General features: G+C 74.1%; 24 protein-coding genes and 1 pseudogene. 14 read left to right on the top strand and 11 right to left on the bottom strand.

Annotated features, from left to right (window positions below):
- Positions 1-40 precede the first annotated feature (40 nt).
- The 3 genes from ACZ6KF_RS15925 (at position 41) to ACZ6KF_RS15915 (ending at position 2,823) form a co-directional block, all read left to right on the top strand.
- Positions 41-1,306 (top strand): glycosyltransferase, encoded by a 1,266-nt coding sequence (locus ACZ6KF_RS15925; protein ID WP_469238768.1) that lies wholly within the window; start codon positions 41-43, stop codon positions 1,304-1,306.
- Positions 1,303-2,163, top strand: a complete 861-nt coding sequence (locus tag ACZ6KF_RS15920; RefSeq protein WP_469238766.1) for a transferase — start codon at positions 1,303-1,305, stop codon at positions 2,161-2,163. The genes ACZ6KF_RS15925 and ACZ6KF_RS15920 overlap by 4 nt, the downstream gene beginning before the upstream one ends.
- Positions 2,164-2,235: 72 nt before the next feature.
- Positions 2,236-2,823, top strand: coding sequence for an AMIN-like domain-containing (lipo)protein (locus ACZ6KF_RS15915; RefSeq protein ID WP_469159313.1), 588 nt, complete (start codon positions 2,236-2,238; stop codon positions 2,821-2,823).
- Between the two features lie 16 nt (positions 2,824-2,839).
- Here ACZ6KF_RS15915 and ACZ6KF_RS15910 read toward each other — a convergent pair whose 3' ends face one another.
- Positions 2,840-4,513 carry a hypothetical protein gene (locus tag ACZ6KF_RS15910; protein WP_356634000.1) on the bottom strand — a complete coding sequence of 558 codons (1,674 nt, stop codon included), beginning with the start codon at positions 4,511-4,513 and terminating at the stop codon, positions 2,840-2,842.
- Between the two features lie 172 nt (positions 4,514-4,685).
- Here ACZ6KF_RS15910 and ACZ6KF_RS15905 point away from each other — a divergent pair, with 172 nt between their 5' ends.
- From ACZ6KF_RS15905 to ACZ6KF_RS15890, 4 genes are all read left to right on the top strand, one after another.
- Positions 4,686-5,366 carry a nucleotidyltransferase family protein gene (locus ACZ6KF_RS15905; RefSeq protein ID WP_356633922.1) on the top strand — a complete coding sequence of 227 codons (681 nt, stop codon included), beginning with the start codon at positions 4,686-4,688 and terminating at the stop codon, positions 5,364-5,366.
- On the top strand, positions 5,363-5,653 hold the full coding sequence (locus tag ACZ6KF_RS15900; RefSeq protein ID WP_356633924.1) for a BON domain-containing protein: 291 nt from the start codon (positions 5,363-5,365) through the stop codon (positions 5,651-5,653). The genes ACZ6KF_RS15905 and ACZ6KF_RS15900 overlap by 4 nt, the downstream gene beginning before the upstream one ends.
- Positions 5,650-6,387, top strand: a complete 738-nt coding sequence (locus tag ACZ6KF_RS15895) for a metallophosphoesterase family protein (protein ID WP_469238764.1) — start codon at positions 5,650-5,652, stop codon at positions 6,385-6,387. The genes ACZ6KF_RS15900 and ACZ6KF_RS15895 overlap by 4 nt, the downstream gene beginning before the upstream one ends.
- A 142-nt stretch (positions 6,388-6,529) precedes the next feature.
- Entirely contained in the window at positions 6,530-7,924 is a 1,395-nt protein-coding gene (locus tag ACZ6KF_RS15890; RefSeq protein WP_469159314.1) for an alpha-lytic protease prodomain-containing protein, read from the top strand.
- A 15-nt stretch (positions 7,925-7,939) separates the two neighbouring features.
- On the opposite strand, the gene ACZ6KF_RS15885 is transcribed toward ACZ6KF_RS15890, so the two are convergent.
- The 6 genes from ACZ6KF_RS15885 to ACZ6KF_RS15860 form a co-directional block, all read right to left on the bottom strand.
- On the bottom strand, positions 7,940-9,001 hold the full coding sequence (locus ACZ6KF_RS15885; RefSeq protein WP_469238762.1) for a serine hydrolase domain-containing protein: 1,062 nt from the start codon (positions 8,999-9,001) through the stop codon (positions 7,940-7,942).
- Positions 8,998-9,915, bottom strand: coding sequence for a DUF6895 family protein (locus ACZ6KF_RS15880; RefSeq protein ID WP_469176837.1), 918 nt, complete (start codon positions 9,913-9,915; stop codon positions 8,998-9,000). The genes ACZ6KF_RS15885 and ACZ6KF_RS15880 overlap by 4 nt, the downstream gene beginning before the upstream one ends.
- A complete protein-coding gene (locus ACZ6KF_RS15875; RefSeq protein ID WP_469238761.1) occupies positions 9,912-10,874 on the bottom strand; it encodes a DUF6895 family protein in 963 nt (320 codons plus the stop codon). Before ACZ6KF_RS15875 ends, ACZ6KF_RS15880 begins: the two co-directional genes overlap by 4 nt.
- Positions 10,871-11,572: a hypothetical protein gene (locus ACZ6KF_RS15870; RefSeq protein ID WP_469238760.1), complete on the bottom strand. Its 702-nt coding sequence runs from the start codon at positions 11,570-11,572 to the stop codon at positions 10,871-10,873. The genes ACZ6KF_RS15875 and ACZ6KF_RS15870 overlap by 4 nt, the downstream gene beginning before the upstream one ends.
- A gap of 22 nt (positions 11,573-11,594) precedes the next feature.
- Entirely contained in the window at positions 11,595-11,783 is a 189-nt protein-coding gene (locus ACZ6KF_RS15865; RefSeq protein ID WP_356633938.1) for a hypothetical protein, read from the bottom strand.
- 146 nt (positions 11,784-11,929) lie between these two features.
- Positions 11,930-13,036 carry an FUSC family protein gene (locus tag ACZ6KF_RS15860; RefSeq protein WP_469238759.1) on the bottom strand — a complete coding sequence of 369 codons (1,107 nt, stop codon included), beginning with the start codon at positions 13,034-13,036 and terminating at the stop codon, positions 11,930-11,932.
- A gap of 269 nt (positions 13,037-13,305) precedes the next feature.
- Between ACZ6KF_RS15860 and ACZ6KF_RS15855 the strand changes: the two genes are divergently transcribed.
- The 3 genes from ACZ6KF_RS15855 to ACZ6KF_RS15845 all read left to right on the top strand — a co-directional run bounded on the left by ACZ6KF_RS15855 (position 13,306) and on the right by ACZ6KF_RS15845 (position 16,761).
- Positions 13,306-14,037, top strand: a complete 732-nt coding sequence (locus ACZ6KF_RS15855) for a carbonic anhydrase (protein ID WP_356633942.1) — start codon at positions 13,306-13,308, stop codon at positions 14,035-14,037.
- Between the two features lie 229 nt (positions 14,038-14,266).
- Complete coding sequence (locus ACZ6KF_RS15850; protein WP_469159321.1) at positions 14,267-15,826, top strand: APC family permease; 1,560 nt, start codon at positions 14,267-14,269, stop codon at positions 15,824-15,826.
- 197 nt (positions 15,827-16,023) lie between these two features.
- Positions 16,024-16,761 carry a D-Ala-D-Ala carboxypeptidase family metallohydrolase gene (locus tag ACZ6KF_RS15845; RefSeq protein ID WP_469238757.1) on the top strand — a complete coding sequence of 246 codons (738 nt, stop codon included), beginning with the start codon at positions 16,024-16,026 and terminating at the stop codon, positions 16,759-16,761.
- Between the two features lie 52 nt (positions 16,762-16,813).
- Here ACZ6KF_RS15845 and ACZ6KF_RS15840 read toward each other — a convergent pair whose 3' ends face one another.
- Complete coding sequence (locus tag ACZ6KF_RS15840) at positions 16,814-18,343, bottom strand: FAD-dependent oxidoreductase (protein ID WP_469238755.1); 1,530 nt, start codon at positions 18,341-18,343, stop codon at positions 16,814-16,816.
- 234 nt (positions 18,344-18,577) lie between these two features.
- On the opposite strand from ACZ6KF_RS15840, the pseudogene ACZ6KF_RS15835 reads away from it, so the two are divergent.
- Positions 18,578-18,899: pseudogene (locus tag ACZ6KF_RS15835) on the top strand (sugar ABC transporter permease); the annotation flags it as partial.
- Between the two features lie 144 nt (positions 18,900-19,043).
- Here the strand turns inward: ACZ6KF_RS15835 and ACZ6KF_RS15830 are convergent.
- Positions 19,044-19,679, bottom strand: a complete 636-nt coding sequence (locus ACZ6KF_RS15830) for a class I SAM-dependent methyltransferase (protein WP_356633950.1) — start codon at positions 19,677-19,679, stop codon at positions 19,044-19,046.
- A 215-nt stretch (positions 19,680-19,894) separates the two neighbouring features.
- Here ACZ6KF_RS15830 and ACZ6KF_RS15825 point away from each other — a divergent pair, with 215 nt between their 5' ends.
- The 3 genes from ACZ6KF_RS15825 (at position 19,895) to ACZ6KF_RS15815 (ending at position 24,637) form a co-directional block, all read left to right on the top strand.
- The gene (locus ACZ6KF_RS15825; protein WP_469238753.1) at positions 19,895-20,761 is read left to right on the top strand and encodes a fructosamine kinase family protein; all 867 of its coding nucleotides are present in this window, start codon (positions 19,895-19,897) and stop codon (positions 20,759-20,761) included.
- A gap of 55 nt (positions 20,762-20,816) precedes the next feature.
- Positions 20,817-21,512, top strand: a complete 696-nt coding sequence (locus ACZ6KF_RS15820) for a lipoprotein (protein WP_469159325.1) — start codon at positions 20,817-20,819, stop codon at positions 21,510-21,512.
- 362 nt (positions 21,513-21,874) lie between these two features.
- The gene (locus ACZ6KF_RS15815; RefSeq protein ID WP_469238751.1) at positions 21,875-24,637 is read left to right on the top strand and encodes a SpoIIE family protein phosphatase; all 2,763 of its coding nucleotides are present in this window, start codon (positions 21,875-21,877) and stop codon (positions 24,635-24,637) included.
- A 140-nt stretch (positions 24,638-24,777) separates the two neighbouring features.
- Here ACZ6KF_RS15815 and ACZ6KF_RS15810 read toward each other — a convergent pair whose 3' ends face one another.
- Both ACZ6KF_RS15810 and ACZ6KF_RS15805 read right to left on the bottom strand, forming a co-directional pair.
- Positions 24,778-25,014, bottom strand: coding sequence for a hypothetical protein (locus ACZ6KF_RS15810; protein WP_356633958.1), 237 nt, complete (start codon positions 25,012-25,014; stop codon positions 24,778-24,780).
- A gap of 232 nt (positions 25,015-25,246) precedes the next feature.
- Positions 25,247-26,767, bottom strand: a complete 1,521-nt coding sequence (locus ACZ6KF_RS15805; RefSeq protein ID WP_356633960.1) for a helix-turn-helix domain-containing protein — start codon at positions 26,765-26,767, stop codon at positions 25,247-25,249.
- Positions 26,768-26,813: the final 46 nt, after the last annotated feature.

Here is a 26,813-nt window from a genome sequence, read left to right as displayed (position 1 = left end):
GGAGCACAACCTTGGGAGACTTGCGGCTGTCTAGTCTCCTGTGAAGATCTCATTCCTTATCCACAACGCCTACGGCATCGGAGGGACGATCACCACGACCTTCAACCTCGCCCAGGCGCTGGCGGAGCGGCACACCGTGGAGATCGTGTCCGTGCTGCGGCACCGGGAGCAGCCCGACCTCGCCCTGGACCCCAGGGTTTCGCTGCGCCCGCTGGTGGACCTGAGACACGAGAAGGACCACCCGAAGCACCGCAGACCGGCGCGGGTGTTCCCCTCCGCCGAGTACCGCCACGGGCAGTACAGCGCGCTCACCGACGAGCGCATCGGCGCGTGCCTGGAGTCGATCGACGCGGACGTGGTCGTCGGCACGCGCCCCGGTCTGAACGTGCATCTCGCGCTCCAGGCGCCGCCGCTGGTCGCGCGCGTCGGCCAGGAACACCTCACGCTGGACAACCATCCGGCCCGGCTGCGCCGCGCGCTGCGCTCCGCCTATCGGGGACTGGACGCGCTCACGACGGTCACACAGGCCGATGCCGCGGCCTACCGGCGCAAGATGGTGCTGCCCGGGGTGCGGGTGGAGGCACTGCCCAACAGCGTTCCCGATCCGGTTCTGCCCCTTGCCGACGGCAGGTCGAAGGTGGTCGTCGCGGCGGGCAGGCTCGTCCCGGTGAAACGTTACGACCTGCTCGTCGAGGCGTTCGCCGCGGTCGCGGCCGAGCGTCCCGACTGGCAGCTGCGGATCTACGGCAAGGGCGAGGAGCACGACCGGCTGCGCCGGCTGATCGACGGCCTGGGGCTGCACGGGAACGTCTTCCTCATGGGCGCGGCGGCCCCCATGGAGGCGGAGTGGGTCAAGGGCTCGATCGGCGCCGCCGCGTCCAGTTTCGAGCCGTTCGGCATGACCATCGTCGAGGCGATGCGGTGCGGACTTCCGGTGGTGAGCACCGACTGCCCCTACGGCCCGGGCGAGATCATCCAGGACGGGGTCGACGGCCGGCTGGTCCCGGTGGGCGACCGGGAGGCGCTGGCCGCCGCCCTGCTGGAGCTGGTCCGCGACGACGACCGCCGGCGCCGGATGGGCAGGACCGCCGCGCGCAACGCCGAGCGGTTCGCGCCGGCTCCCGTCGTCAACCAGGCGGAGCGGCTCTTCGAGGACGCGATCGCCGCGCGGAGGGCCGGGCGGCCCCTGGTCCCCGACCGCGAACCGCTGCGCCGGGTCCTCACCGGCCACGGCTTCGCCGCCCGTGACGCCGTCCACGCCACCGGCAGCAGTGCGCTGCGCCTCGTACGGATGGGACGGCGATGAGCACCGACCACGGCACGCGGCCCCGCGTCGACTGCACGGTGGACGCGGACGGCGAGATCTCCTTCGGACTGCGCCCGCCGCCGGCGGACGGGCCCGCGCACCTGCTGCTGCGTCTGCGGCCCAGGAAGGGCCAACCGGAGAAGACCCTGCACCGTCTCCCCCTGGAACCGGCCGGGGGCGACCGCCTCGCGGCCGTCCTCGGCGACCGCCCGGCGCTCGACGAGGGCCGATGGGACGTGTACCTCGTGCGGGACGCCGACGGCTCCCGGCAGCGGCTGCGCCCCGGACTGCGGGACCTGCGGGCCCTGGTCGACGGGCAGACGCGGGACCGCCGGTCGCCGGTGCGGGTCCGGATCCCGTACGTCACCCTGGACGGGTTCCTGGCGATCCGGGCCTGGGCGCGCGAGGCTCACGCGGAAGCCGCCGGCGTTCACATGGGCGACGGGGCGATGACCGTCACGGCCCGGCTGCACGGGGCGGTGTTCGGCCAGGGCGCGGCCGTACGGCTGCGGCGGCGCGGCGGCGGACCGGACCGGGTGGTGGAGCCGCGGATCGAGGAGGACCGGCGCGGCTTCTCCTTCACCGCCGCCTTCACGGGGCCGACGGCCGGGGCGTCGGACGGCGGCTGCGTGTGGGACGTGTTCGTCGAGCCCGCCGCCGGGACGCCGCCCGTCCGGGTCGGCCGGCTGCTGGACGACGTCGCGGACCGCAAGAACGTCTTCGTCCTCCCCTCGGCGCCCGCCGGGGACGTCGTGGTACGCCCCTACTACACGGTCGACAACGACCTCGCGGTGGAGGCGGCACCTGCCGTCCGAGACGTATCGCCCGACAGGCCGGGCATGGCTGGAATCTTATGAAAAAGTGCAACCTTTCGGCCATCCACGCTGTCCTAGTCAGTAATCAGCAACATGCACTCCTTGGGGGACGCAATGGCACGCATGAGGAAAACGTGGATGACGCTCGCACTGGTGGGCGTCACATCGGCCGTGGCACTCGCCCCGGCCCAGGTCCAGGCCGCTCCGGCGGCCGCCGCACGGGTCACCGCGTGTCCGACGGGCTGGGGCAGTGGGCAGGAGACCCGGCTCGCCGCCACGACGCAGTCGGTGACCAACGCCCGGACCGGCCGGCAGGCCTGCTTCGACCGGTTCGTCGTCGACGTGCCGGGCGCGGGGACCAAGGGCCTCGGCTACTCGGTGCGGTACGTGAGCCGCCTCCACCAGGACGGCTCCGGTGACCCGATCACCGTCGGCGGCGGCGCCGTCCTGGAGATCCGGGTGGCCGCCCCCGCCTACGACGTCGACACCGGCGCGCCCACCTACCCGGCACGGCCGGGCGCCCGGCTGCCCGGCGTCGACCTCACCGGTTACCGCACCTTCCGGGACGCCCGGTTCGGCGGCAGCTTCGAGGGCGAGACCCAGTTCGGCCTCGGCCTGCGGGCGCGGCTGCCCTTCCGGGTGACCGTCCTGGCCGACCGGGTCGTGGTGGACGTCGCCCACAACTGGACCGGCGCCCGCTGACGGGAGGCTGCGCCGCTCAGCCGGCGCAGCAGCCCGCCGTCGTGAGGCGGCAGTAGCAGGACGCCTCCACCGGTACGTCCGCCAGCGCGGCGGCCAGCTTCAGCTGCTGGGCGACGATCCGGGCCTCGCCCGTCCGGCCGCGGCGGACCAGGCACTCGTGGAAGCCGTGCAGCGCCCAGACGTTGCCGGGATGCTGGAGGGGACGGGGCAGGGCGTCGTCGAGGCCCAGGTCGGCGCGGTAGACCGCCTCGGCCTCGGCGACGCGGCCCTGCTCCAGGAGCAGCGCGCCGTAGGCGTGGCGGACCGGCTGCATCCAGCCCCAGGGCTCGTCGTAGGGCAGGCCGTCGGCGAGGTCGACGGCCCGCTCCAGCGCGGCGAAGGCGGTGTCGTGGGCGCCCTTGCGGTACTCCAGTTCGCCGTCGAGCATCGCCGAGGCGACGGCGAGGATGTCGGCGCAGGTGTTGTTGAACAGCGTGCGCGACGCCGGGACCCGGGTGAGCGCGTCGCGGAACAGCAGGCGCTCGGTCTCGGCGTCGGCGATCCGGCCGGTCGCGGCGAGGGCCACGCCGCGGGCGTAGTGCAGCATCGCCGTCGTCACGCAGTACAGCACCGGGTCCGCGGGCTTCGGCAGGTCAAGGATCTCCGCCCAGCGGCCGAAGCGGATCAGCACGTGGACCCGCATCGCGAGGAAGCCCTCCAGCCAGTCCGCCATGGGCGGGCTCTGCACGCGCAGCAGTTCCTCGGAGATCGACGCCTCCAGTTCGGCGGCGGTCTCCAGCGCGGTCCGGTACTGGCCGAGGAACATCGCGCCGTAGATCTTGAAGTGATGGTTGTGCGCCCGGTACAGGGTGTAGAAGTTCATCGCCCCGGCCCGCGCGCGGTACTTCTCGTCGGCGGCGATCGCGGCGCTGTTGCCGGACACCACGCGCCGGTAGTCGCCGCACAGCACGTCCAGGTGCGTGGGCATGTGCTCCAGGTGCCCGGCGTCGGGCACCAGGCCCCGCAGCCGGTCGGCGAGTGGCAGCGCCGTCTCGGGGACCGGGGACATCTCCATCAGGTGGATGTACAGGTGCAGGACGCCGGGGTGCCGGGCCCCGGCGTCGGTGGCGACGGCGCGGTCGAGGACCGCCCTGGCCTGCGTGGTGCGGGCGCCCGGCGCGGGTTCGCCGGTGCGGATGTCCCACAGCTGCCAGGGGGTGAGGTTCATCAGCGCGTCGGCGTACAGGGCGGCGACGTCGAGGTCGTCGGGGGCCAGCTCGTACACGGCGCGCATGCGGTCGGCGTAGGGCTCGTTCCACACCGAGCAGTCCTCGGCGGCCCGCGGCTGCGGGTAGCGGGCGCGCAGCGCCTCGATCAGGGCGCGTTCGACGGGGGTGGCGCCGGCGGAGGCCCGGTGGGCGCGTTCCACGGCGGCGTGCGTGCGGTCGACGGTGCGGTCCAGTTCGGCGGGGTCGAAGGCCTCCCAGGGTTTGTTGTAGTTGGGGCCGAGCGCGTAGGCGACGCCCCAGTGGGCCATGGCGCAGCCGGGGTCCGCGGCGGCGGCCGCCTCGAAGCAGGCGACGGCCTCCTCGTGGTGGAAGGCGTACGTCCAGACCAGCCCGCGGTCGAACCACAGCTGCGCGGCCGGGGAGACGGTGGTCACGGGTCTGCGGTGGGCGCCGAGGTCGTAGCCGTAGGCGTGGGGATCCATGTCGTAGTCCACGCCTTGAGCAACGCGACGAGGCGCGGGCGGGACACGAGCGCCCCGGACGGGCCGCGCGGGAGCAACTCCGGGCGGGATGCGGCCCGTGTCGAACGGCGCACACCGGGTACCCAGGACTGGCGCAACCGCGATGCCGGGAGGGCCCGGTGAAGGAGTGGTCATGACGTGGAACGGTGACGAGGCGACGCTCGGCCCGCAGACCGCGGTCCCGGATCTCCGGGGGGCGACGCAGGCCCCGGAGCGGCCGGGCGAGGACGCCGAGCCGGAGCTGCCGCTCGATCGCAATCAGGCGATCCTGGAGGCCGCCAAGCAGGTGGGCGCCCTGCTGAAGCGAGGCGGTCACCGCTTCGCCCTGGCGGGCAGCGTGGCCGCGTACGCCCACGGGCACGCGGGCAATCTGCAGCACGACGCCGACTTCTGCGTGCGGCCCGAGGACGCCGAGCCGGTGGCGGCCACCCTGCGGGACGCGGGGCTGGAGGTGTACACGCCGCCGGAGGACTGGCTGATCAAGGCGACCTGCTTCGGGCAGGACATCGACATCATCTTCGAGCTGGCGCACCGGCCCGTCACCACGGACATGCTGGACCGCGCCGTGGAGATCCCGGTGGACTCGGTGCGCATGCCGGTGCTGGCGCCGACCGATCTGGTGTCCAGCCTGCTCGCCGCCTTCTCGGAGCACCACTGCGACTTCGGCGCGGTGCTGCCGATCGCCCGCGCACTGCGCGAGAAGGTCGACTGGGCGCGCATCCGGCGCGACCGGGCGGACGAACCGATGGCCGCCGCCTTCCTGTTCCTGCTGGAGCGGCTCGGCGTGATCACCGCGGACGAGGAGCAGACATGACCGACACCGGTGCCGGGCCCGTGCCCGGCGCACAGGAGAACCAGGAGAACGCCGACTACCGCATCGCCCGTGTGCGCGACCGCCTGGCCGCGGGCGACCTGGGCGAGCTGGGCGTGCGCGTGGAGGTGCACGGCGCGTCCGTGCTGGTCACCGGCACGGTGCCGACCGCCGAGTGCCGTGACGACGTCCGGCGCCTCGTCGAGGAGGAACTGGCCGGGTTCTCGGTGCACTGCGACATCGCCGTCACCTCGGCCGCCTCACCCGACCACGCGGAGGAACTCGCATGATCCGGATCGCAGCCGTCGGCGACATCCACATGGGTCCCGACAGCCAGGGCCTGCTGCGTCCCGCGTTCGACACCCTGTCCGAGTGCGCGGACGTCCTGCTGCTGGCCGGTGACCTCACCCGGCACGGCACCCCCGAGGAGGCCCGGGTCGTGGCCCGCGAGGTGACCGGCCTCCCGGTGCCGGTGGTCGCCGTGCTCGGCAACCACGACCATCACGACGACCGGCCCGAGGAGGTCACCGCCGTGCTGGAGGACGCGGACGTCCGGGTGCTGGAAGGAAGCTCCACGGTGATCGCCGCCGGGGACAGGCGCATCGGCGTGGCCGGCACCAAGGGGTTCGGCGGGGGGTTCGTCGGGCGCAGCGCCGGGGAGTTCGGGGAGCCGGTGATGAAGGAGTTCGTCCGGCACTCGCGGGACTGCGCCGACGGTCTGCGTGCCGCGCTGGAGGAGATCCGCGACTGCGACGCGCGGATCGCCCTCACCCACTTCTCCCCCGTGGCCGACACGCTGGCCGGCGAGCCGCTGGAGATCTACCCGTTCCTCGGCAGCTATCTGCTGGCCGAGGCGATCGACACCGCGGGCGCCGACCTCGCGGTGCACGGGCACGCGCACGCCGGCACCGAGCACGGCCTGACGAGCGGCGGGGTGCGGGTGCGCAACGTCGCCCAGCCGGTCATCGGCCGCGCCTTCCACGTCTACCACCTCCAGGCGCCCGACCGGGTGACCGCGGGCTGAGCCGGCGCCCTACTGCACTTGGCGCGGCCACGCGTCTCCATCGTGCGAAACCATGCCGCGCGCGGCATTTCCGCTCTTCTTCCAGGCAAGCCCTATGGCTTCCCGGCGACTCCCCGACGCCGGGCTGGAAGGAGAACTGCGCATGGTCCACGGAGTTGTCCCGGCGAAAGGCCGCACGGCCCTGATCGCGGCGGGCGCCCTGATGCTCACGGGCCTGTGCCCGGTGGCGGCGGCCGATCCGCCGCCCGCGGGCGGGTCGCTGCCCGGCGCGGCGCACACCCTCGGCGCGGACCGGCCGCCGGCGCAGCTCGTCGCCGCGCTGGGCCGCGATCTCGGCCTCACCCCGGAGCAGGCGGCGGCCCGGCTGGTCAACGAGGCGGAGGCGGGCGCCCGGGCCGGTCGGCTGCGCAACGCGCTGGGCGAGCGATTCGCCGGCGCGTGGGTGTCCGGGGCGACGTCGGCGGTGCTGACCGTGGCGACGACGGCCGCCGACGACGTCTCCGCCATCCGGGCGCAGGGTGCGATGGCCGCGGTGGTGAAGAGGTCGCTGGCCGATCTGACGGCCGTGAAGCACCGGCTGGACGCTGCCGCCGCCGGGGCCGAGGCCCTGAAGGCGCCGGTCTGGTACGTGGACGTGCCGGCGAACCGGGTCGTGGTGGAGGCGCCGGCCCGCTCCGACGCCCGGGCGTTCATCGAGGCCGCCGGCGTCTCGGGCGTGGCCGTCCGGGTGTCGGCGGGCCGGCCCAGCCCGCTGGCGGACGTCGTCGGCGGCGACGCCTTCCACATCGAGGACAGGGCTCTGTGCTCGGTCGGGTTCTCGGTCACCAGGGAACGGGAGCCGGGCTTCGTCACCGCCGGGCACTGCGGCGAGGCGGGAGAGACGACGACCGGCCACGACAGGACGGCCCAGGGCGTCTTCCGGGCGTCGACGTTCCCCGGCCGGGACATGGCCTGGGTGGGCGTCAACGACGACTGGACCACGACCGCCGACGTCCGGGCGGAGGGCGGGCGCAGGATGGGGGTGGCCGGATCGGTCGAGGCCCTGGTGGGGGCGTCGGTGTGCCGGTCGGGCGCCACCACCGGCTGGCGCTGCGGGATCATCCAGCAGCACGACGCCAGTGTGCGGTACGCGCGGGGCGCGGTCGACGGCCTGACCCGTACGACGGCGTGCGCCGAGCCGGGCGACTCCGGCGGCCCGTTCGTCGCGGGCGCGCAGGCGCAGGGCGTCACCTCGGGCGGCTCGGGCGACTGCGAGTCGGGCGGCACGACGTTCTATCAACCGGTCAACGTCATCCTCGCCGAGTACGGCCTGACCTTGCGGACGACCGCGGCGGCCACGGCCCCGGCGCCCGCGCCGAACCCCGATCCGGTGCCGCCGCCGCAGGACGGCACCGCCGACGTCTGGTCCGCCGGCCGGGTCTACGCGGCCGGGGCCACGGTCACCCACGACGGCATCCGCTACCGGTGCCTGGGCACGCACCAGGCCCAGACCGCCTGGCCGCCGGCGGCCACTCCGGCGCTGTGGGAGACGGCCTGACGCACCATGGCGACATCAGTCCTCGGCCAGCAGGGCGTACGCGGTGGCGACGAACGGGTCCCGCAGGCGGAAGCGCCGGGTGCACAGCGCGGCCAGGGCGGTGCCGGTGTCCGGCCGGAAGCCGAGGAACGCCTGCTGGCCGAAGGTGGCGCCGCCGTGGAAGTACATCGCCCGGCCCTCGCCGAGGGGGTGGCGGAACCAGGCGAGGGTGTGGACGTGCCGGTGGTCGAGCCCGCGCCGCAGCACGGGGGTCCGTACGGCGTCGAGCGCGCCGGCCAGGGGGACGCCCGGCGGCGGGTCGAGGTGGGCCTCCAGGTACGTCAGCAGGTCGTGCGGGGCGGCACGGAGGGCGGCTGCCGCCGTAAAGCCGCCGGGGTCGAAGGGCGGCACGGGCGTGCGGCCGTCCTTGCCGTGTCCGGTGGCGTCGACGGCGGGGCCGCGCGGGCGGGAGGCGATGCCGTACAGGCCCAGCGGTGCGAGCACGCGCCGGGCGAGCAGGTCCTCCCAGGGCTCGCCGAAGGCCGCGGCGAGGGCGTGGCCGAGCACGGAGACGGCGAAGTTGGAGTAGTGCCAGCGGGCGCCCGGCCGGTGCCGCGGCCGGGCCCGCAGGAAGGCGTCGATCACGCGCTCGCGTGAATAGGGGGCGTACGGGTTGGTGCGCCAGACCGGCAGGGCGCGGACGTAGAAGTCGGCGGGCAGGGTCGGCAGCCCGGAGGTGTGGGTCATCAGGTGGGTGAGCGTCACGTCGGTCACGCGGGTCTGCCGCCCGGGAGCGAGGAGCGCGGCGGCCGGTTCGCCGCCGGTCAGCGGGCCGTCGTGGACGAGGTGCGCGAGCAGCAGTCCGGTGAAGGTCTTGGTGGCGGACCCGATCTCGTAGCGCAACTCCTGCCGGGGCACGGGCGGGGGCGGGCCGGTGCCGCCGGTGCGGACGGTGCGCAGGCCGTGGCGGGAGAGGGCGAAGACGGCGTCGGGCGCGTCGGCGGCGGCGACCGCGTCATCGAGCCGCCGCCGCAGGTCCTCCTCGGACGAGGACGCCGTGCGGGCCGGGGTGGCGCCGGCGGTCGTCGGGCGGCTCATGAGGCGTGGGCCAGTTCGGTCAGGGCCCGCGAGGTGGCGAGCGCGGAGGCGAACGCGGCGACCAGCGTGGAGTGGTAGACGACGTCGAACACGTCCTGCGTGCTGCCCTCCGGCATCGTCCGCGCCGGGGGCATGGCGCCGTCGGGCTGCTGGGCGGCGGCGAAGGCCCGCCACGCCTGGGCGTCGAGGGTCGGCTCGGGCAGACAGGCGTCGACGACGAGCAGTTCGCCGAGCAGGTCCCAGTTCTGCAGGTCCGTCCAGTCGTCGAGCCAGGCGGGCAGCCAGGTGGCGAGGTAGTCGGCGAGGCGAGGCGGCAGCCCTTCCGGTCGCCCGCCCCAGTCGGTGAGGTGGAAGACGGCGTGGGTGATGCCGTAGGCGATGTGGCCCTCCACCGTCCACGGCTCCGGCGTGCGGGCCAGCCAGGTGGCGCGCAGCGCCTCGGCCTCGGGCGGCCGGGGAGCGCATCCGAAGCGGCGCTGGAACGCAGACAGGCCGAGCCGCCGCGTGGGGTTCGTCTCCAGCGCCGACCAGCTTTCGAGGCGGTGGTTGAGGGCGGCCGCCCGCTCCACCTCGGGCACGCTGTGGCCCAGTTCCCGGAAGGGCAGGTAGACCTCGGACGGGATGGGCGAGATCGGCTCGATGCGCTGCCCGCGCACCAGCATGCGGCCGCCGTCGAGGGTCTCCCGCCAGACATGGTCGAGCAACTGGCGGGCCAGGCGGGCCTGCTGGGATCCGGCCACGCCCTCGCGGAACAGCACCCCGCAGATCACGGCGAGTTCGCCGATCGGTTTGAACCGCTCCAGGAAGCCCACTTCCGGATCGACGTCGGGCTCGAGCCGGAAGCCGTCGCGGTGGGCCCACAGCCATTCGAGGGCGCCGACTCCGACCTGGTGCATCAGACGGGTCTCGGTCATCGGAGCACTCCTTGTCGGGCGTGCCGGTGGGGGACGGCCCCGGGGTCTCGCGTGTGCCGCAGGGTCAGGGCCGCGGCGAAGGCGGCCATCAGGGTGGAGTGGTAGCAGCGGGCGAAGTCCGCCGCGGCGTCGTGCGTCCGCGGCAGGTGGCGTTCCTCGGGGAGGGCGCCCGTGTCGTGCCGCGCCGCCGTGATCCGTCCCCACGCGTCCTGTGCGTCGGGGAGGCCGGCCGGCGGTGACACGGTGGCGGCGACGGCCAGCAACTCGCAGCTCAAGTCCCACATTCCGGCCTCCAGGCAGGTGTCGAGCCAGGCCGGCAGCCAGTGTGCGAGGTAGGTCGCGAGCGCGGGGGGCGGGCCGGCTCCGGCGCGCCCCCAGTCGGTGAGGTGGAAGACGACGTGGGTGAGGGCGTAGCCGGAGTCGCGCTCGAAGGTCCACGGCTCGGGGCGTCCGCCGAGCCAGGTGTGGTCCCAGGCCGGTGACCCCGGTGCGTACGCGCCCATGCCGGTGAGCCGTTCGGCGCAGCGGACTCCGAGGCGCCGGGTCGGGGTCTGTTCGGTGAGCCGCCAGCCGCGGGTGCGGGCCACGACGGCCGCCGCCTCCTCGTAGCCCGGGTGCCGCAGACCGGCCGACGCCAGGGCCCCGTAGACCTCGAGCGGGTAGGTGGCGAAGGGTTCCAGCCGCTGCATCTCCAGGAACAGCGCGCCGCGGCCGGTCTGTTCCCAGGCGAAGTCGAGCAGGTCGCGGGCGTCGGCGTGCACGGGGTCGCCGGGGGCGGTGTGCCGGACGGTGGTGGCGCAGACCTGCGCCAGCTCGCCGAGCCGCTTCCAGGTGTCGTCGACCTGTCCGTCGGGCGCCAGCGCCTCGTCGCCGAGGGTGAACCCGTCCCGGTGGGCGAGGACCCAGTCGAACGCCGTCCGCCGCACGTCCCGCACGGCTTCGATGTCCGGCCCGGTCATACGAGCGTTCCGGTGCGCATCAGCCGGGCCGCCTCCACCTGGAGTGCGACGCGCGGGTCGGCGCCGCCCATCAGGTCCACGAAGTCGAGGCCGGTCTCCAGGCCGAGGGTGCCGGGCACGCCGTCCAGCAGCGTGAGCCAGCGTCCGGCGCCGGCCGCCTGCCGCCAGTCCCTGCGGCGCACCGCGCGGACGAATCCGCGGGCGACGTCCACCGGCCGGCGCCGGGCGGCGCGCAGGACGGCGGTGTCCTCACCGCGGCGGGCCAGCGGGGCCAGCACGGCAAGCTGATGGGTGAGCAGCTGCCAGCTCGCCACGTCGAGCCAGCGGACTTCGGGTTCCGCCGGTGCGGGGGCGGAGGGGGCCCCGGAGGGCTCCAGCCGCCGGAGCGTCCGGGTCATGGCCCAGTGGCTCCATACGACGGTCGGGGCGGCGCCTGCCCGCGGCGGGAAGGCCGTCACCGCCTCGCGGAAGAGGGCGAGTTCGCCGGGGTCCGGCGGGATGCGCCGCAGTACGGGGGCGAGGAGCGCGTCCGCTCCGAGAACGCGGACCGCGGCGAGCGCGAGGCCGCGCTCGGGGCCGTCCGCAGCGATGGTGCCGGACACTCGTGGAGGGTCTCCGCCCCGAAGGGCGGAGACCACACCGGAAGCGAGGTCCTGCACCGCGCCCTCGATGAGGGCGGAGGCGCCTGACTGCTCCATCTTGCTGCTCCTGTCGATCCGGTCAGCCCTTCTTCGGGCGGGGGGTCGGCGGGGACGCCAGGACGAAGCCCTTGCCGCCCGCCACGGCGAGCGCGAGGCACTCGCGGCTGTCGCGGAAGACGCCGTCGGCCTCTGCCGGGTCGAGGATCGCCTCCACGTCCGTGTCCTGGACGCGGATCACGTCGTCCGTGATCCTCTCGGTGGCTGACATGTCACCATCTCCTTTGATGTGTGTCATCACTTCCAGCCAACCGCGTAGCCACATCCCTCCAATCAATTACAAAACACCCGAAATTCCTTTGATTGATTTGCGTAATATCAACACTTCAATCGAATCCATCAACCATTCAATTTAATTCACACGCTTCTGACGAACTGTTCGGCCAGTCGGCGCGCCTGGGCCAGCAGCGCGCCGTGGGTGGCCAGGGCCTCGGGGTCGTCGCCGACCGCGCCCGGCAGATGCGCGCGCAGAGCGTCCAGCGTGTCCTCCAGCCCGGCGACCGCGTCCTTCAGCTCCGCCTCCGGCGCCGCCTCGAAGCGGGTCCTGCCGTAGCAGCGGATGGCCTCGGCGGTCCGGTGCAGGAAGTCCGCGTACCGGTCGACGGTGCCCGGCTCGGGCCGGGCGGCGGGCCGGTCCTCGGCCGCGGCGTCACGGACGGTGCGGGTGACCCCGGCGGTGTGCACGGCCACGTGGTCGAGGACGAGCACGGCATCGTCGTACCCCGGGCCGGGCGGGCGGGCGGAACGGCGGCGCAGGGGGTTGGCGCGCAGGCTCTCGCGACTCCAGCCGATCGCGGAGCGGGCCTGGTCGACGAGCCGGCCGAGCCTGAGCGCCCGGTCGTGCCACTGGTTGGCCCGCTCGGCGTCCCAGGCGCCCGCACGCAGCCCGTCAGCGACGCACTCCAGGATGCCGTGGGCCTCGCCGGCCACGTCCTGGAGAGCGGCGTCGGCGCTGCGCAGATACACCGGCGGCCGGATCAGCGCGTTGACCGCGATGCCGACGGCCGCCCCGAACGCGGCCTCGGCGATCCGGGCGGCCGAGGTCATCACGCTCACGGTGCCGCCGGTGAGGACGAACAGCGCCCCCGTGGCCGCGTAGATGCCCTGGCTGCCCAGCTGCCGCCAGTTGCCCAGCAGCACGGTCGCCGGGAGCACCAGGGCCATGGCGGCCATGGCGCCGCCCAGGACGAGCGCGCCCGCGGTGGCCGCGGCGGTGCCGAAGGCGATGGCGGCCAGCTGCTGGAGCCCGTGCGCGACGGAGCGGTACACCGTCGACTCCACCAGGACGATCGCGACCCAGGGCGCCACGAACGCCATCGGCGCCTCCAGCCACCAGCCCGCCACCGCCCAGGCCAGCCAGGCGGCGAACGCGGCCTTCAGCGCCTGCACGGCCAGGTCCCGCTCCCGGCCCGGCACGGCCCACGCCCGGCGCGCCGCCTCCAGTGGTCCTCGTATCCATCGCATTGCGGCCAGGTGCCACATATGCGCGTGCCGTCACCTCCGCGTGTGCGCGGGCCGTCACCTCCGCATGTGCGCGTGCCGTCACCTCCGCGTGTGCGCGGGCCGTCACCTCCGCATGTGCGCGGGCCGTCACCTCCGCGATCGGGGGCGGGCCAAGAAATGGGCTGGGGGGCGTCAAGGGCGGTTCAACGGGGGTCCATGAAAGGGCCATGCCGCACCATGATTCGGTAGCTCGAACACATGAGCACGATCACGGTCATACCTTCGACCGCGTGACCCCCGACCACATCTCGCGCGTCCCCGCCCCCGCCGCCCGCCGCACTCTGCTGCGCGCCGCGCTCACCGGCACGGCGGCCCTCGGCGCCGCCCTGTCCCTCGACGTCTCCCCCGCCTCCGCAGGCCCGGCCGCCCGCCCGCGGCCCGGCACCCCCGAGGAGGCGCTGCGCGAGCTGGCGCGGGGCAATCTGCGCTGGCGCACCTTCCACGAGAAGCACCCCGACGAGACGCCGGCCGTGCGGCAGGCGCTCACCTCCGGCCAGCATCCGTTCGCCGTCGTGCTCGGCTGCGTCGACTCGCGGGTCCCGCCCGAGCTGGTCTTCGACCAGGGGCTCGGCGATCTGCTCACCGTGCGCACCGCCGGCGAGGTGCTGGACGAGGCCGTGCTCGGCAGCGTCGCCTACGGAGTCCTCGAGCTGGCGATACCGCTGATCGTCGTGCTCGGACACCAGTCGTGCGGCGCGGTGCGCGCCGCGGTCGAGGCGGACGAGACCGGCGCGTCGCTGCCGGCGCACATCGAGTACCTGGCCGAGCAGATCGCCCCGGCCATCGACCGCACCGTGGAGGGCGACGCCCGGATCGACGCCACCATCGACGCCAACGTCCGTTCGATCCGGGCCCGGTTGGCGGCGGAGCCGGATCTGGCCGCGCGCGTCTCCACGGGCGCGCTGGCGATCGTCGGCGCCCGCTACGAGCTGACCACGCAGCTGGTGCACCGGATAATGTGACGGGGATCACAGGACAGATTCCCACTGGCCGAAAACGACCCCTGCTGCGATTACCGAATATCGGACGCCGCACGATGAGTCATGGAAGGCACCCACACGACCGCCCAATGCCCTTCGAATCGCAGGGCCGAATCGTCGACCAACCATGGAATGACCGACCGGCGGCTTCCAGAGGGCGTGAAGGTGAAGCCTCGTCGGCACGGAAACCGCAGGACTTAACGTCCTGTTCATGACTCAGCTCGACGCACGGCCCGGGGCCGAAGAAGCAGGTGACGCCGCACCCTCCGATGGCATGCGCGCCAAGGGCCTGAGCGGGAACTCCGTGGGCCTGCTGGGCAGCGCGGTCATCGGCGTCTCCACCGTGGCCCCGGTGTACTGCCTCACCTCCACGCTGGGCTCCACGGCGGGCGAGGTCGGCGTGCGGATGCCCGCCGTGTTCCTGGCGGGCTTCCTGCCGATGCTGCTGGTCGCCTTCGCCTACCGCGAGCTGAACCGGGTGATGCCGGACTGCGGCACCTCCTTCACCTGGACCGTCAAGGCGTTCGGCCCGCGGCTCGGCTGGATGTGCGGCTGGGGTCTGGTGATCGCCACGATCATCGTGCTGTCGAATCTGGCGGGGGTCGCGACGTCCTACTTCTGGCTTCTGGCCGGTGAGATCACCGGCAGCGCGTCGGTCGCCGCGCTGGACGGGAACAAGGCCGTCCACATCGTCACCTGTCTCGCGCTGATCGCGATCGCCACGGTGATCAGCTATCGAGGCATGACCGCGACGAAGGGCGTGCAGTACGCGCTGGTGGGCCTGCAGCTGCTGGTGCTGGCCGTCTTCGTGGCGATGGCGTTCGGCAAGGCGGGAAGCGCGGACTTCCCGACGTCGGCGGAGTTCTCCTGGTCGTGGCTGAATCCGTTCGCCGTGCAGTCGTTCGCCGCGTTCACCGCGGGGCTGTCGCTGTCGATCTTCATGTACTGGGGCTGGGACGCCTGTCTGACCGCCAACGAGGAGACCAGCGGCAGCACCCGCACCCCCGGCCGGGCCGCGCTGGTCGCCATGGTCGTGCTGGTCGGCTCCTACCTGGCCACCGGCGTCGCCGCGCAGATGGTCGTGGGCGCCGGCGACCAAGGGCTCGGCCTCGCCAACCCGGAGACCTCCGACAACGTCTTCGCCGCGCTGGCCGGCCCGGTGATGGGCCCCGGCCTCGGCATCCTGCTGTTCGTCGCCGTCCTCGCGTCGGCCGCGGCCAGCCTCCAGACCACGTTTATCCCGGTCGCCCGCACCGTCCTGGCGATGTCGGCGTACGAGGCGCTGCCCGCGTCGTACGCCCGCGTGCACCCGCGCTTTCGCACGCCGGGCCGGGCGACGGTCGTGGCGGGCGTCGCGACCGGCGTGTTCTACACGGTGATGACGCTGGTCAGCGAGCACGTCCTGGTCGACACGATCTACGCGCTCGGCCTGATGATCTGCTTCTACTACGCCCTGACGGCCTTCGCCTGCGCCTGGTACTTCCGCCGCGAGCTGCTGCGCTCGGGACGGGACCTGCTGTTCAAGGGGGTCTTCCCGCTCCTCGGCGGGGCGCTGCTGACGGCCGTCTTCGCCAAGACGCTGGTCGACATGTGGGACCCGGCCTACGGCAGCGGTTCGTCCGTGCTCGGCGTGGGCTCGGTGTTCGTCATCGGTGTGGGCCTGCTGGCGCTCGGCCTGGTGATCATGCTGGTGATGCGGCGGCGCAGCCCCGCCTTCTTCCGCGGCGAGGTGCTGACGCCGGACACGCCGTCGCTGGTCGCGCGGGACTGACCGGCCCGTGCGGCCGGTCAGTCAGGCGGTCCCCCGTCCCGGCCCCGGGACGGGGGACACGTCCGTTCACCGGAAGTTCGACCCGTCCCGGAGCACGCGCCCTTGCGCCCCCGCGGGCGCATAGCCCATGGTTGACGCGCGTCACACACCCTTCGCGCTCGGCAGCACCGCGCCGTCTCCCCCAGCATGGAGGTCCTATGTTGAAACGCACGGTCCGCCTCATTCTCTCTATTGTCATGCTCACGTCCGGTTTGTGGCTGGGCGGTCTCGCCACCGCGGGCTCCGCGTACGCGGACGGCTGCTACACCTGGACCCGCACCCTGTCGCAGGGTTCCTCGGGCGCCGACGTCACCCAGCTCCAGATCCGGCTCGGCGGCTACCCGGGCTACGGGTCCGTCCTCGCCGTCGACGGCGAGTTCGGGCCGGCCACCGCGGCGGCCCTCAAGCGCTTCCAGTCGGCGTACGGGCTGGTCGCCGACGGCGTCGCCGGCACCAACACCTACAACAAGCTGTACGCGCTGCAGGACGACGACTGCACCCCGATCCACTTCTCCTACAGCGAGCTGAACCGCTGCAACTCGACCTGGTCGGGCGGAGCGGTCAGCGCCTCGGCCGCCAAGGCGAACGCGCTGCGCGCCATGTGGAAGCTGGAGGCCCTGCGGCACGCGCTGGGCGACCAGCCGATCACCGTCACCAGCGGCTTCCGGTCCTACTCCTGCAACAGCGCGGTCGGCGGCGCGAGCGACAGCCGTCACCTCTACGGCGACGGCGTCGACCTCGGGGCCGGCCCGCACTCCCTGTGCACCCTGGCCAAGCAGGCGCGCAACCACGGCTTCCGGGGCATCCTCGGCCCGGGCTACCCCGGCCACAACGACCACACCCACGTCGACCACCGCAGCAGCCAGTACTGGTCGGCTCCCAGCTGCGGCATCTGATCCACCGCACGACGGCGACGGCGAGCGGGACACCCGCTCGCCGTCGGCGCGCTCACAGGTCGCGCTGCTCCAGCGGCCGCACCGCCGGGCCCTGGACGACGCTGCCGTCCGGGGCGAAGCGGGACCCGTGGCACGGGCACTCCCACGCCTGCTCCGCCCGGTTGAACGACACGATGCAGCCCATGTGCGTGCAGCGCGCGGACAGCGCCCGCAGCGTCCCGTCCTCGTCCCGGTGGACCGCGCAGCGCCGGCCGTTGACCTGCAGGACCGCTCCGTCGCCCGGGGCGATGTCGTCGAGGGACGGCTTGTGCAGCGCGGGCAGCCGGTCGCCGACGAAGTGCCGGGCGACCTTCGCCTGGTGCTGGAGGAACTGCCCGCCCTGGCGCAGGACGGGTGTGATCCGGCGCGGGTCGTACAGGTCGCTCCACGGCGGCTTCCCGCCGTCGATCAGCTCGCCGAGCAGCAGACCCGCCATGACGCCGCCGCTCATGCCCCAGCCGCCGAACCCGGTGGCGACGTACACGTGCCGGCTCGTCGGCGGCATCGGGCCCACCAGCGGGACGGTGTCGGTGGAGTCGTTGTCCTGGGTGGCCCACCGGTGGGTGACGTCCAGCTCGCCGAAGTTGCGCCGGGCCCAGCCGGTGAGGGTGGCGAACCGCTCCTCGACGTCCTCGCCGGCACCGGGCGTGAGGTGCTCGCCGGTGACGATGAGCAGCCGCCGGCCGTCGCCGTACGGCGCGGTGCGCACCGAGCGGGTGCGGTGCTCGGGCGTGATGTACATGCCCTCCGGCGCCCGGGCCGCCTCGACGGGGGCGGCGACGACCAGTTCGCGGCGGGGCGAGAGCCGGGCGAAGAGCAGCGCGCGGTCGAAGACCGGGTAGTGCGTCGCCACCACGACCTTCCGGGCGCGCACCCGTACGCCGCTCTCGGTGGTCAGCACGCACGGCTCGCCCTCGCTGAGCCCCACGACGCGGGTGCCCTCGTGGAACCGCCCGCCCGCCTGCCGGATCGCGTCGGCCAGGCCCATGAGGTACTTGCGCGGGTGGAACTGCGCCTGGTCGGCCACCCGGACCGCGCCGGCCACCGGGAAGGGCAGGTCGGTCTCGGTGACGAACTCGGCGGGCAGCCCCGCCTCCCGCGCCGCCTCCGCCTCGGCCATCAGCTCCGGGATCCGGCGGCGGCCCTGCGCGTAGGTGTAGGACGCCGCGTCCTCCCAGTCGCAGTCGATGCCGAGTTCCTCGGCGGTACGGGCGACGTGCCGGACGGCCTCCGTCTGGGAGCGGGCGTACAGCCGTGCCCCCTCGGGTCCCCGGGTGCGGCGCAGCCGGTCGTAGATCAGGGTGTGCTGTGCGCTGAGCTTGGCGGTGGTGTGGCCGGTGACCCCGGCGGCGATCCGGTCGGCCTCCAGCACGACGACGCCGTGCCCGCGCCGGGTCAGCTCCCAGGCGGTGCTCAGCCCGGCGATGCCGGCGCCGACGACGGCGACGTCGGCCTCGACGTCGCCGTCCGGCGCGGGGGCCGGGTCGCCGGGCGGAACGGTGTCGAGCCAGTACGACCCGTGGGTGTCTGCCTGCTCTTTCATGGCCGCCGAGTTCCCGCGGCCGGCGGGGATCACACCGGGGGACGCCCGGGTGGGCGAGCCGGCCGGGGCGGCCCCGGGCGCCTCTCGGTCAGCCGCTGCCCGGCCGCGAGCGGGGCGGCGGGGCGGTGCTCGCCCGCTCCACCAGGCGCGTCGGCACGAGGGTCGTGCCGCGTTCGGCGCCCTCCTGGCGCATCTTGCCCGACAACCACCGGCAGGCGCTGGAGGACGAGAACTGACGAGAACTTCTGGGCGGCGCTCGGCCGGCCTTCCCTGTTCCTGTGCGTCCGGGTGCCGATCAATGCTGGGCATCGCCCTGCCGGTGGCGCCCGCCCTGGACAGCTGCCGCCTCCACGGCACGCGCTTCTCCCTCATCTCGATCCTCCTGCCCCATGCGGTGCCCGCCGTCGTCGCCAGCCTGATGTGGGGCTTCATGCACAGCACCCGCTTCGGCCTCGTCGGCGACCTCGACGAGAGGCCCGGTCTGTCGCTGCCCAGCTCCCTCTCCCCCGACCTCGTGCCGGCCTCCATCGGCAACTTCGTCACCCGGGAGTTCGTCAAGCCGGCGACCGGCTGGTCACGGTGAACGACACCACCTGGCCGCCCACTCGGGGGCCAACCGGCGCTGGACGGTGAGGGACGTGACAGAGCGGAACGCGGATCAGGCACGCACCGACCCGGGCAGGGCCGCCGTGGACACGCGTCAGGCGCGGCGAACGCGCCAGACGTGGTCGTCCCGGTGTCCCTGCTCGCCGTCCGGGGACAGGCTCGGGCGGCGCACCGTCTCCCGGGTCTCCACGATCCAGGCGTCCTCGGGCAGCGCCAGCTCCGCCAGGAGCGAGTCCAGGGTCGGGAAGTCGGCGTCGAAGGGCGGCTCGGTCTGCCAGGACGGCCAGCCGGCGTGCATGACGACGAGCAGGGTGCCGTGCTCGGCGACGGCGCCGGCGGCGCTGCGCAGGACGGCCCGCTGGTCCAGGGGCACCGGGGACTGCAGGTACTGGACGTTCACCAGGTCGAAGACGCCCTCGGGGAAGGACTCGCCCAGTTCGTGCCGTTCCCAGGCGGTGCGGTCGGCGACACCGGCCTCGGCGGCGTGCCGGGCGGCGCGTTCGAGGGCGGTGGGCGAGATGTCGACACCGGTGACGCGCCAGCCGCGGGACGCCAGCCAGACCGCGTCGGCGCCCTCTCCGCAGCCCAGGTCGAGGGCGGCGCCCGGGGCGAGGTGGGCCACCTCGCGCACGAGGAGTTCGTTGGGGCGTCCGCTCCAGACGCGGTCGGAGTCGCGGTAGCGGGCCTCCCAGAAGTCGGCGGGCGGGGTGGGCAGGGGGTGTGCGGGCATGACGGCTCCTCGGGTGACGGGCGGTGCGGTGTCGTTGGCTGCGTCGTTCATGGGCTGTGGTGTCGTGGCTGCGGTGTCGTGGCTGCGTCGTTCGCCGCTCTGCGTCCGAGCCTCCGCCGGAAGCCGCCCGGACGACAACCGTCTTTGCCGATACGGCAAGCGGTGCTCCCGTGCGCCCGTGCCACGCCCGTCCCGGCTGCCGTACGGTGAACGCCGTGCGGACGAATGACCAGGGGCCCGGGGCGGTGGCGGCCCGGATCACCGGACGGGCGGCGCGCGAGGTGCGGCCGCGGTCCGGGGCGCTCGCCGAAGTCGTCCTCGACGGCGGGCCGGCGGTGATGGTGAAGGAGCACGACGCCCCGGAGGCGGTGCGCGCGGAGGCCGCGGGGCTGCGCTGGCTGGGCGAGGCGGGGGCGGTGCGGGTGCCCCGGGTGCACGGGCACGACGAACGGTGGCTGGTGACCGGCCTGGTCCCGGTGGGCCCGCCCGACGCGGGAGCCGCGTTCCGGTTCGGGCGGGACCTGGCCGCCCTGCACGCCGCCGGGGCGCCGGCGTTCGGCGCACCACCGCCGGGCGGCCCCCGGGAAGCCTTCATAGGAGTGGCCCCGATGCGCAACGCCGCCGGCACGGAATGGCCCGCGTGGTACGCCGAGCACCGGGTGCTCCCGTACGTGCGCGACGCCGTCGACGCGGGCACCCTGAGCCCGGCCGAGGCACGGCTCGTCGAGGATGTGTGCGTACGGCTGCCCGGTCTGGCCGGTCCCGCCGAGCCGCCCGCACGGCTGCACGGTGACCTGTGGAACGGCAACGTGCTCTGGGGCTCCGACGGGCACGTCCGGGTCATCGACCCGGCGGCGCACGGCGGACACCGGGAGACCGACCTGGCGATGCTCGCCCTCTTCGGCTGCCCCCACCTCGACGCGGTGCTCGACGGCTACGAGGACACGGCCCCGCTCGCGCCCGGCCGGCGGGACCGCATCCCACTGCATCAGCTCTTCCCGCTGCTGGTGCACGCGGCGCTGTTCGGGCGTTCGTACGCGGTGCAGGCCGTGGCGGCGGCCCGGGCCTGCCTGGCGCTGTGAGCGCCGCCGACGGCGTCGGATACAGTTCCGGCCACAACCGGGAGGAGACACCGAAGTGCTGGTCGGGGCGGGGAAGACGGGGCGAGGGCTGGCCGGCGCGGCATTGGCCGCGGGGCTGCTGACGGGCTGCGCCGAGGGGGCGGGCGAGGGCGCCGGGGCCGCGGCGAGCGCGTCGCCGAGTGCTTCGGCGAGTGCCTCGGCCAGTGATTCGGCGGCCGGGAACGGCCCGGACGGGGCCGCCGAGAGCGGCGGCGCGATCGGGGTGGCGGGTTCTGCCTGCGAGCTGCCGGTCACCTTCGACATCGCCGCCAAGTGGGAGGCGTCGCCCGTCGACACCTCGGCGTGGGAGGAGGCCGACCCGGAGGTCGTGGACGCCGTCCTGCGGCAGGGACCCGTCACGGCCGCCTGTGAGGTGAACGCCAAGCCCGCCGGGCACATCGGCTTCCTGCGCGTGTGGACCGGCAAGCCGGGTGACGACGACGCCCGCGCGGTGCTGGAGGCGTTCGTCGAGGCCGGGAAGGGCGCGAGCCGGGAGAAGTACCGCGCCCTCGATGCGGACGGCCTCGTCGGCGCGGAGGTGTCGTACCTCTACGCGCACGAGTTCTCGGACGAGCCCAAGAAGGAAAGAGCCCTCGCGGTGACGACCCCGGACGGCCCGGTGGTCCTGCACCTCGGCGGGATGGACGACGAGGAGCACGAGGCGATGCTCCCGGCCTTCGAACTGGCCAAGCGCACGCTGCGGGCCCTCTGACGGACGCGCGTGGTCCTGCCGCGGGGCTCGGCCAGTTCGGCCGTCGTGGCGGTGACGGGCGCGCGGAGCGGGGCTCTGGGGCAGAGCGATGTTCGCGGCGCAGAGCGGTACTCGCCGCGCAGAGCGGCGTTCACGGCGCAGAGCGGCGTTCATGGAGCAGAGCGGCGTTCATGGAGCAGAGCGGCGTTCACGGAGCAGAGCGGTGCTCCACGGAGAGCCACGCTCCAGACGGAGAGCGATGCTCCGGGCAGAGAGCCTTGTGCCAGGTGGAGAGCGGTGCTCCGACCGCCCGTCCGCCCCTCGCCGAGGGCGGCGGCTCGCCTCGCCTCGCCCGTCGGGCCCGGGGAGTGTAAACAGGGCACATGGTCCGGCAATGGGCTCGATCCCGGACTCGGTCCCTCCGTCCCGACGAGGCAGCGCGCGCCGAACGGGCGCCGGCCCGTCCGCTCGGTGCGCGCGAACGGCAGGCCGGGGACGGCGGGCGGTGGAGTCCCGCCGAGTCGGTGCGGTCGGTCCTCAGCGGGCGGAACATCGCCGGGCAGGTCTTCGTCCTCCAGGTCGTCATCGTGCTCCTGCTGGTCGTCGTGGCCGTCGCCGCGCTCGTGCTCCAGGGCCGCAGCGACAGCGAGCGGGAGGCCCGCAACCGCTCCCTCGCCGTCGCCGAGACCTTCGCCAACGGGCCCGGCATCCGGGAGGCGTTGCGGGAGCCGGATCCGACGGCCCTGCTCCAGCCCCGGGCGGAGGCCGCACGCAAGGCGGCGAAGGTGGACTTCATCGTCGTGATGAACACCGACGGCATCCGCTACACACATCCGATCACCGACCGCATCGGCAAACGCTTCGTCGGCACCCTGGAGGACCCGCTGGCCGGCCGTCCGGTCGTCGAGCAGATCACCGGGACCATCGGACCGCTGGTGCAGGCGACGGTGCCGATCAGGGCCACCAACGGGTCGGTGGTGGGCCTGGTCTCGGCCGGCATCACCACCGAGCACGTCGGCGGGGCGGCGAACCGGCAGCTGCCGCTGGTGCTGATCACCGCGGCCGGCGCACTGGCCCTGGCCACCGGGGGCACCGCCCTGGTGAGCCGACGGCTCCTGCGGCAGACCCGCGGCCTCGGTCCGCGCGAGATGACCCGGATGTACGAGCACCACGACGCGGTGCTGCACGCCGTCCGGGAAGGCGTGCTGATCCTCGACGGCGACGGCGTTCTGTTGCTCGCCAACGACGAGGCGCGCCGGCTGCTCGGGCTGCCCGGCGACGCCGAGGGCCGCCATGTGCGCGACCTGGGCCTGGAGCCGGGCACGGCGGAGCTGCTGGCGTCGGGCCGGGTGGCCACGGACGAGGTGCACCGGGTCAAGGACCGCCTGCTGGCGGTCAATCAGCGGCCGACGCATCTGCGCGGCGGCCCGCGCGGCAGCGTCGCCACCCTGCGCGACTCCACCGAGCTGCGGGCGCTGTCCGGGCGGGCCGAGGTGGCGCGGGAGCGGCTGGACATGCTGTACGCCGCCGGGATCGGTATCGGCACCAGCCTGGACGTGACCCGGACGGCGCAGGAGCTGGCGGAGCTGGCCGTGCCCCGGCTCGCGGACTTCGTGACCGTGGACCTGTTCGACGCGGTGCTCGGCGGTGAGCAGCCGCAGGCGGGGACGGAGCTGCGCCGGACGGCCTTCGCGGGGGTGCGGGACGATCCGCCGCTGTACCCGCTGGGCCGGCGGATCGACTTCGTGGCGTCGTCGCCGCAGGCCCGCAGCCTGGAGGACGGCCGGGCGACGGTGGAGACCCGGCTCGCGGACGCGCCGGGCTGGCAGGCGCAGGACCTGGAGCGGACGGCGGCGGTGCTGGAGTACGGCATCCACTCACTGATCACCGCCCCGCTGCGGGCCGGCTCGCTCATCCTCGGCCTGGTCAACTTCTGGCGCTCCGACAACCCGGACCCCTTCGACGCGGACGACCTGACCCTGGCGGAGGAGCTGGTCACCCGCGCGGCGGTGTCCATCGACAACGCCCGCCGCTACACCCGCGAGCACACCATGGCCGTCACCCTCCAGCGCAGTCTGCTGCCGCGGCGGCTGCCCGAGCAGGATGCGCTGGAGATCGCCTACCGGTATCTGCCCGCGCAGGCCGGGGTGGGCGGCGACTGGTTCGACGTACTGCCGCTGTCCGGGGCCCGGGTGGCGCTGGTGGTGGGCGACGTGGTCGGGCACGGGCTGCACGCGGCGGCCACGATGGGCCGGCTGCGCACTGCGGTGCACAACTTCTCCGGCCTGGACCCGGCGCCCGACGAACTGCTCGGGCTCCTGGACGAACTGGTCGCGCGCATCGACCAGGACGAGGCGGCGGAGGGCGCCCGGGCGCCGGTGACGGGCGCGACCTGTCTGTTCGCCGTGTACGACCCGGTGACCGGGCGCTGCACGCTGGCCCGCGCGGGGCATCCGCCGCCGGCGCTGGTGCGGCCGGACGGCAGTGTGGAGTTCTTGGACGTGCCCGCCGGTCCCCCGCTGGGGCTGGGCGGGCTGCCGTTCGAGACGGCCGACGTGGAGGTGCCGGAGGGCAGCCGGATCGTGCTGTACACCGACGGGCTGGTCGAGGACCGGGCACGGGACATCGACGAGGGTCTCGAGCTGCTGCGGGCCGCGCTGGAGCATGCGGGGCCCTCACCGGAGGAGACCTGCCGGGCGGTGCTCGACTCCCGGCTGCCGGCCCGGCCGAGCGACGACGTGGCGCTGATCGTCGCGCGCACCCGGACGCTGGGCCCCGAGCGGGTCGCCGACTGGGACGTACCGTCCGACCCGGCGGCCGTGGCCCGGGTGCGGGCGTCGGTCACACGGCGGCTGACCGAGTGGGGCCTGCAGGAGCAGACGTTCGGGACGGAGCTGATCCTGAGCGAGCTGGTCACCAACGCGATCCGGTACGGGGGCGCGCCGATCCGGGTGCGGCTGCTGCGCGGCCGGAGCCTGATCTGCGAGGTGTTCGACAGCAGCAGCACCGCGCCGCATCTGCGGTACGCGGCGATGACCGACGAGGGCGGGCGGGGCCTGTTCCTCGTCGCCCAGTTGGCCGAACGCTGGGGGACGCGCTATCTGCCGGGCGGCAAGGTCATCTGGGCGGAGCAGCCCCTGCCGTGACGGACCACGGACAGCAGCACCCGCCGCCGCGACGTGCCGCGGACAGGGAAGGGACGGCCGACGGACCCGGGCGGGACGGGCAACGGCCCGGATTCGGCGTCGTCACGCCGAATCCGGGCCGCGCCTTCGACAAGGCCTGGTCAGCCGCCGCTGAGCCGGGAGCGCAGCAGTTCCTTGCCCAGTTCGGCGCCCTTGCGGCTGTCCGCCTGGGCCTTGCGGAACAGGTCCGCCACCTCGGTGTCCTTCTGGCGTTCGGCGTCCTGGATGTAGCTCTCCAGGCGGAGCGCGTTGCTCAGGCACGCCTCGACGTACCAGATGAGGTTGTAGTCCTTGTCCTGGGTGCCGGTAACGCCGCCGGTCTCCGTGCTGCTGGTCATGCGGGCCTCCTCCGTGCGTCGGCCTCGTTCCGATATGTCCTGGCGCACGGGTACCCGTCCGCCCGTACGGCACACGTACACCGTGACGTACGCGCTGACGTGCGGAAACGGGAAAGCCGCGAGGCGCCGACCGGTCCCCCGTGCCGGTCGCGCCCTCGCGGCTGGCTCGAACCTACGTGCAGGCCGGATCGGTTGTGAATCGCGTCCGTGCCCGTCGCGGCGGACTGGGGACTCATCCGTGCACAGGTGAGTCCGGATGGTCCGGATTCGCCCCGTGCAGGGCGGGTGGGTCGAGGTCGCCGAGGGCGAGGTGGGCGAGGACGATCTCGTACAGGTCGCTGCCGCCGGCCAGGAGCTGGTGTTCGAGGACGGGTTCGGCGCTGCGTACGTGCTCCCGTACGGTCTGGGCGTGGACGCCGAGGAGCTGGGCGGCGCGTTCGGCATTGGCGCCGGCGGCGATCCAGGTGCGCAGGGTGCGCCGCAGGTCGCGGCCGTCGGTGTCGAGGCGGCCGAGCAGTTCGCCGGCCCAGGCGCGCAGGGCGGGTCCGGCGAGCAGGTCGGTGAGCGGGGGCGCGGCGGCGTGGCGGGCGGGGAGTTCGGCGAGGGCGGCCTGGGTGTTGAGGGCCAGGTGAACGGCGGCCCGGGCGGTGAGGTCGGTCAGGTCGGCGCCCAGCAGGGTCTCGACGCGTTCCGTCCGGGCGCGGACGGTGTTGCGGCTGACGCCGAGGATCTTGGCCGCGTTGACGGCGGTGAACTCCAGGCCGAGCCGGGTGGTGGCGAGGAGTTCGGCACGGGTGTGGTGCGGCAGGGTGTCGAGGGGCCGCAGCACGCCGAGGGTCCAGGCGTGCAGTGCGGCCGGGTCGATGAGCAGTTCGGGGTGGGTGCGTTCGGCGTAGACCGCGGCCTTGTCGGGGCGGAAGTGGGCCACGGCCAGGGCGCTGACGGCCTGCCCGTAGGCGGTGGCGGTGCGGGCAAGGCTGTGCGGGGCGCTGCCGCCGAGGAAGACGCCGGGGCGTCCTCCGACCAGGGTCCGCAGCCGGGAGGCGGCGGCCTCGCCGGGGGCGACCACGATGACGTGGCCGTCGACGGCCGGGCAGCGCACGACCAGGGCCTGCTCTGCGGTGGCGGTCAGGCACTCCTCGGCGAGCCGGTCGCGTTCCTCGGGGCTGCTCTCGGCGACGTAGACGCAGGCGGTGTCGGTGTCGAGCAGTCCTGGCCACAGTCCGGCGGCGACGCGGCGGGCGGCGACGGTGTCCTCGACCATGAGCAGTTGCAGGATCGCCAGGCGCAGGTCGGCCGTCGCCCGGCGCAGCCGGTGTCCGGCCGCGGTGGACTCACGGGCGCGCAGCAGCAGTTCTGCGACTGCGGCGGTGTGGGCGACCATGTCGGACGTGCGCCGGTCGAAGGGTGCGGGGCGGGCGACGGCCAGCACGCCGGCCGACGTGGACCGGGGCACGTCGACGCGGACCAGCCGCACATGGCGTCCGCCGTCCTGGAGCGCGGCGGAGGCGATCCGGCCGGTGCGCAGGTCGGCGACCAGATCGTCGTCGAGGGGCAGCGCGCCGCCGGCGAGGACGGCGCCGGCGCCGTCCCGCAGCGACACCTCGGCGCCGGCGGCGGAGGCGAGCCAGTCGACGAGTCTGCCGACGTCCCGCCCGGACGGCCTGAGATGGTCGAGCAGTTCCCGTGCCCACGCCGGGTCCGCGCCGTCCGCCTCGTCCGCGCGACGGCCCTCGTCCTGTGTGCCGGCCACGTCGGCCCAGCCTCCCTCGTCTCGCGGCGCCCGCCGTCGCGGGCGC

The sequence above is a fragment of the Streptomyces sp. NPDC046379 genome, from assembly GCF_055587785.1.
The sequence above is the reverse complement of the archived record's forward strand: the minus strand, read 5'-3'. Positions and strand labels throughout refer to the sequence as shown.

Bases quoted from the DNA above. Each gene is read 5' to 3' on its own strand.
- ACZ6KF_RS15920 (WP_469238766.1), top strand. From the start codon at position 1,303: ATGAGCACCGACCACGGCACGCGGCCCCGCGTCGACTGCACGGTGGAC.
- ACZ6KF_RS15915 (WP_469159313.1), top strand. From the start codon at position 2,236: ATGGCACGCATGAGGAAAACGTGGATGACGCTCGCACTGGTGGGCGTC.
- ACZ6KF_RS15910 (WP_356634000.1), bottom strand. From the start codon at position 4,513: ATGGATCCCCACGCCTACGGCTACGACCTCGGCGCCCACCGCAGACCC.
- ACZ6KF_RS15905 (WP_356633922.1), top strand. From the start codon at position 4,686: ATGACGTGGAACGGTGACGAGGCGACGCTCGGCCCGCAGACCGCGGTC.
- ACZ6KF_RS15900 (WP_356633924.1), top strand. From the start codon at position 5,363: ATGACCGACACCGGTGCCGGGCCCGTGCCCGGCGCACAGGAGAACCAG.
- ACZ6KF_RS15895 (WP_469238764.1), top strand. From the start codon at position 5,650: ATGATCCGGATCGCAGCCGTCGGCGACATCCACATGGGTCCCGACAGC.
- ACZ6KF_RS15890 (WP_469159314.1), top strand. From the start codon at position 6,530: ATGGTCCACGGAGTTGTCCCGGCGAAAGGCCGCACGGCCCTGATCGCG.
- ACZ6KF_RS15885 (WP_469238762.1), bottom strand. From the start codon at position 9,001: ATGAGCCGCCCGACGACCGCCGGCGCCACCCCGGCCCGCACGGCGTCC.
- ACZ6KF_RS15880 (WP_469176837.1), bottom strand. From the start codon at position 9,915: ATGACCGAGACCCGTCTGATGCACCAGGTCGGAGTCGGCGCCCTCGAA.
- ACZ6KF_RS15875 (WP_469238761.1), bottom strand. From the start codon at position 10,874: ATGACCGGGCCGGACATCGAAGCCGTGCGGGACGTGCGGCGGACGGCG.
- ACZ6KF_RS15870 (WP_469238760.1), bottom strand. From the start codon at position 11,572: ATGGAGCAGTCAGGCGCCTCCGCCCTCATCGAGGGCGCGGTGCAGGAC.
- ACZ6KF_RS15865 (WP_356633938.1), bottom strand. From the start codon at position 11,783: ATGTCAGCCACCGAGAGGATCACGGACGACGTGATCCGCGTCCAGGAC.
- ACZ6KF_RS15860 (WP_469238759.1), bottom strand. From the start codon at position 13,036: ATGCGATGGATACGAGGACCACTGGAGGCGGCGCGCCGGGCGTGGGCC.
- ACZ6KF_RS15850 (WP_469159321.1), top strand. From the start codon at position 14,267: ATGACTCAGCTCGACGCACGGCCCGGGGCCGAAGAAGCAGGTGACGCC.
- ACZ6KF_RS15845 (WP_469238757.1), top strand. From the start codon at position 16,024: ATGTTGAAACGCACGGTCCGCCTCATTCTCTCTATTGTCATGCTCACG.
- ACZ6KF_RS15840 (WP_469238755.1), bottom strand. From the start codon at position 18,343: ATGAAAGAGCAGGCAGACACCCACGGGTCGTACTGGCTCGACACCGTT.
- ACZ6KF_RS15830 (WP_356633950.1), bottom strand. From the start codon at position 19,679: ATGCCCGCACACCCCCTGCCCACCCCGCCCGCCGACTTCTGGGAGGCC.
- ACZ6KF_RS15815 (WP_469238751.1), top strand. From the start codon at position 21,875: ATGGTCCGGCAATGGGCTCGATCCCGGACTCGGTCCCTCCGTCCCGAC.
- ACZ6KF_RS15810 (WP_356633958.1), bottom strand. From the start codon at position 25,014: ATGACCAGCAGCACGGAGACCGGCGGCGTTACCGGCACCCAGGACAAG.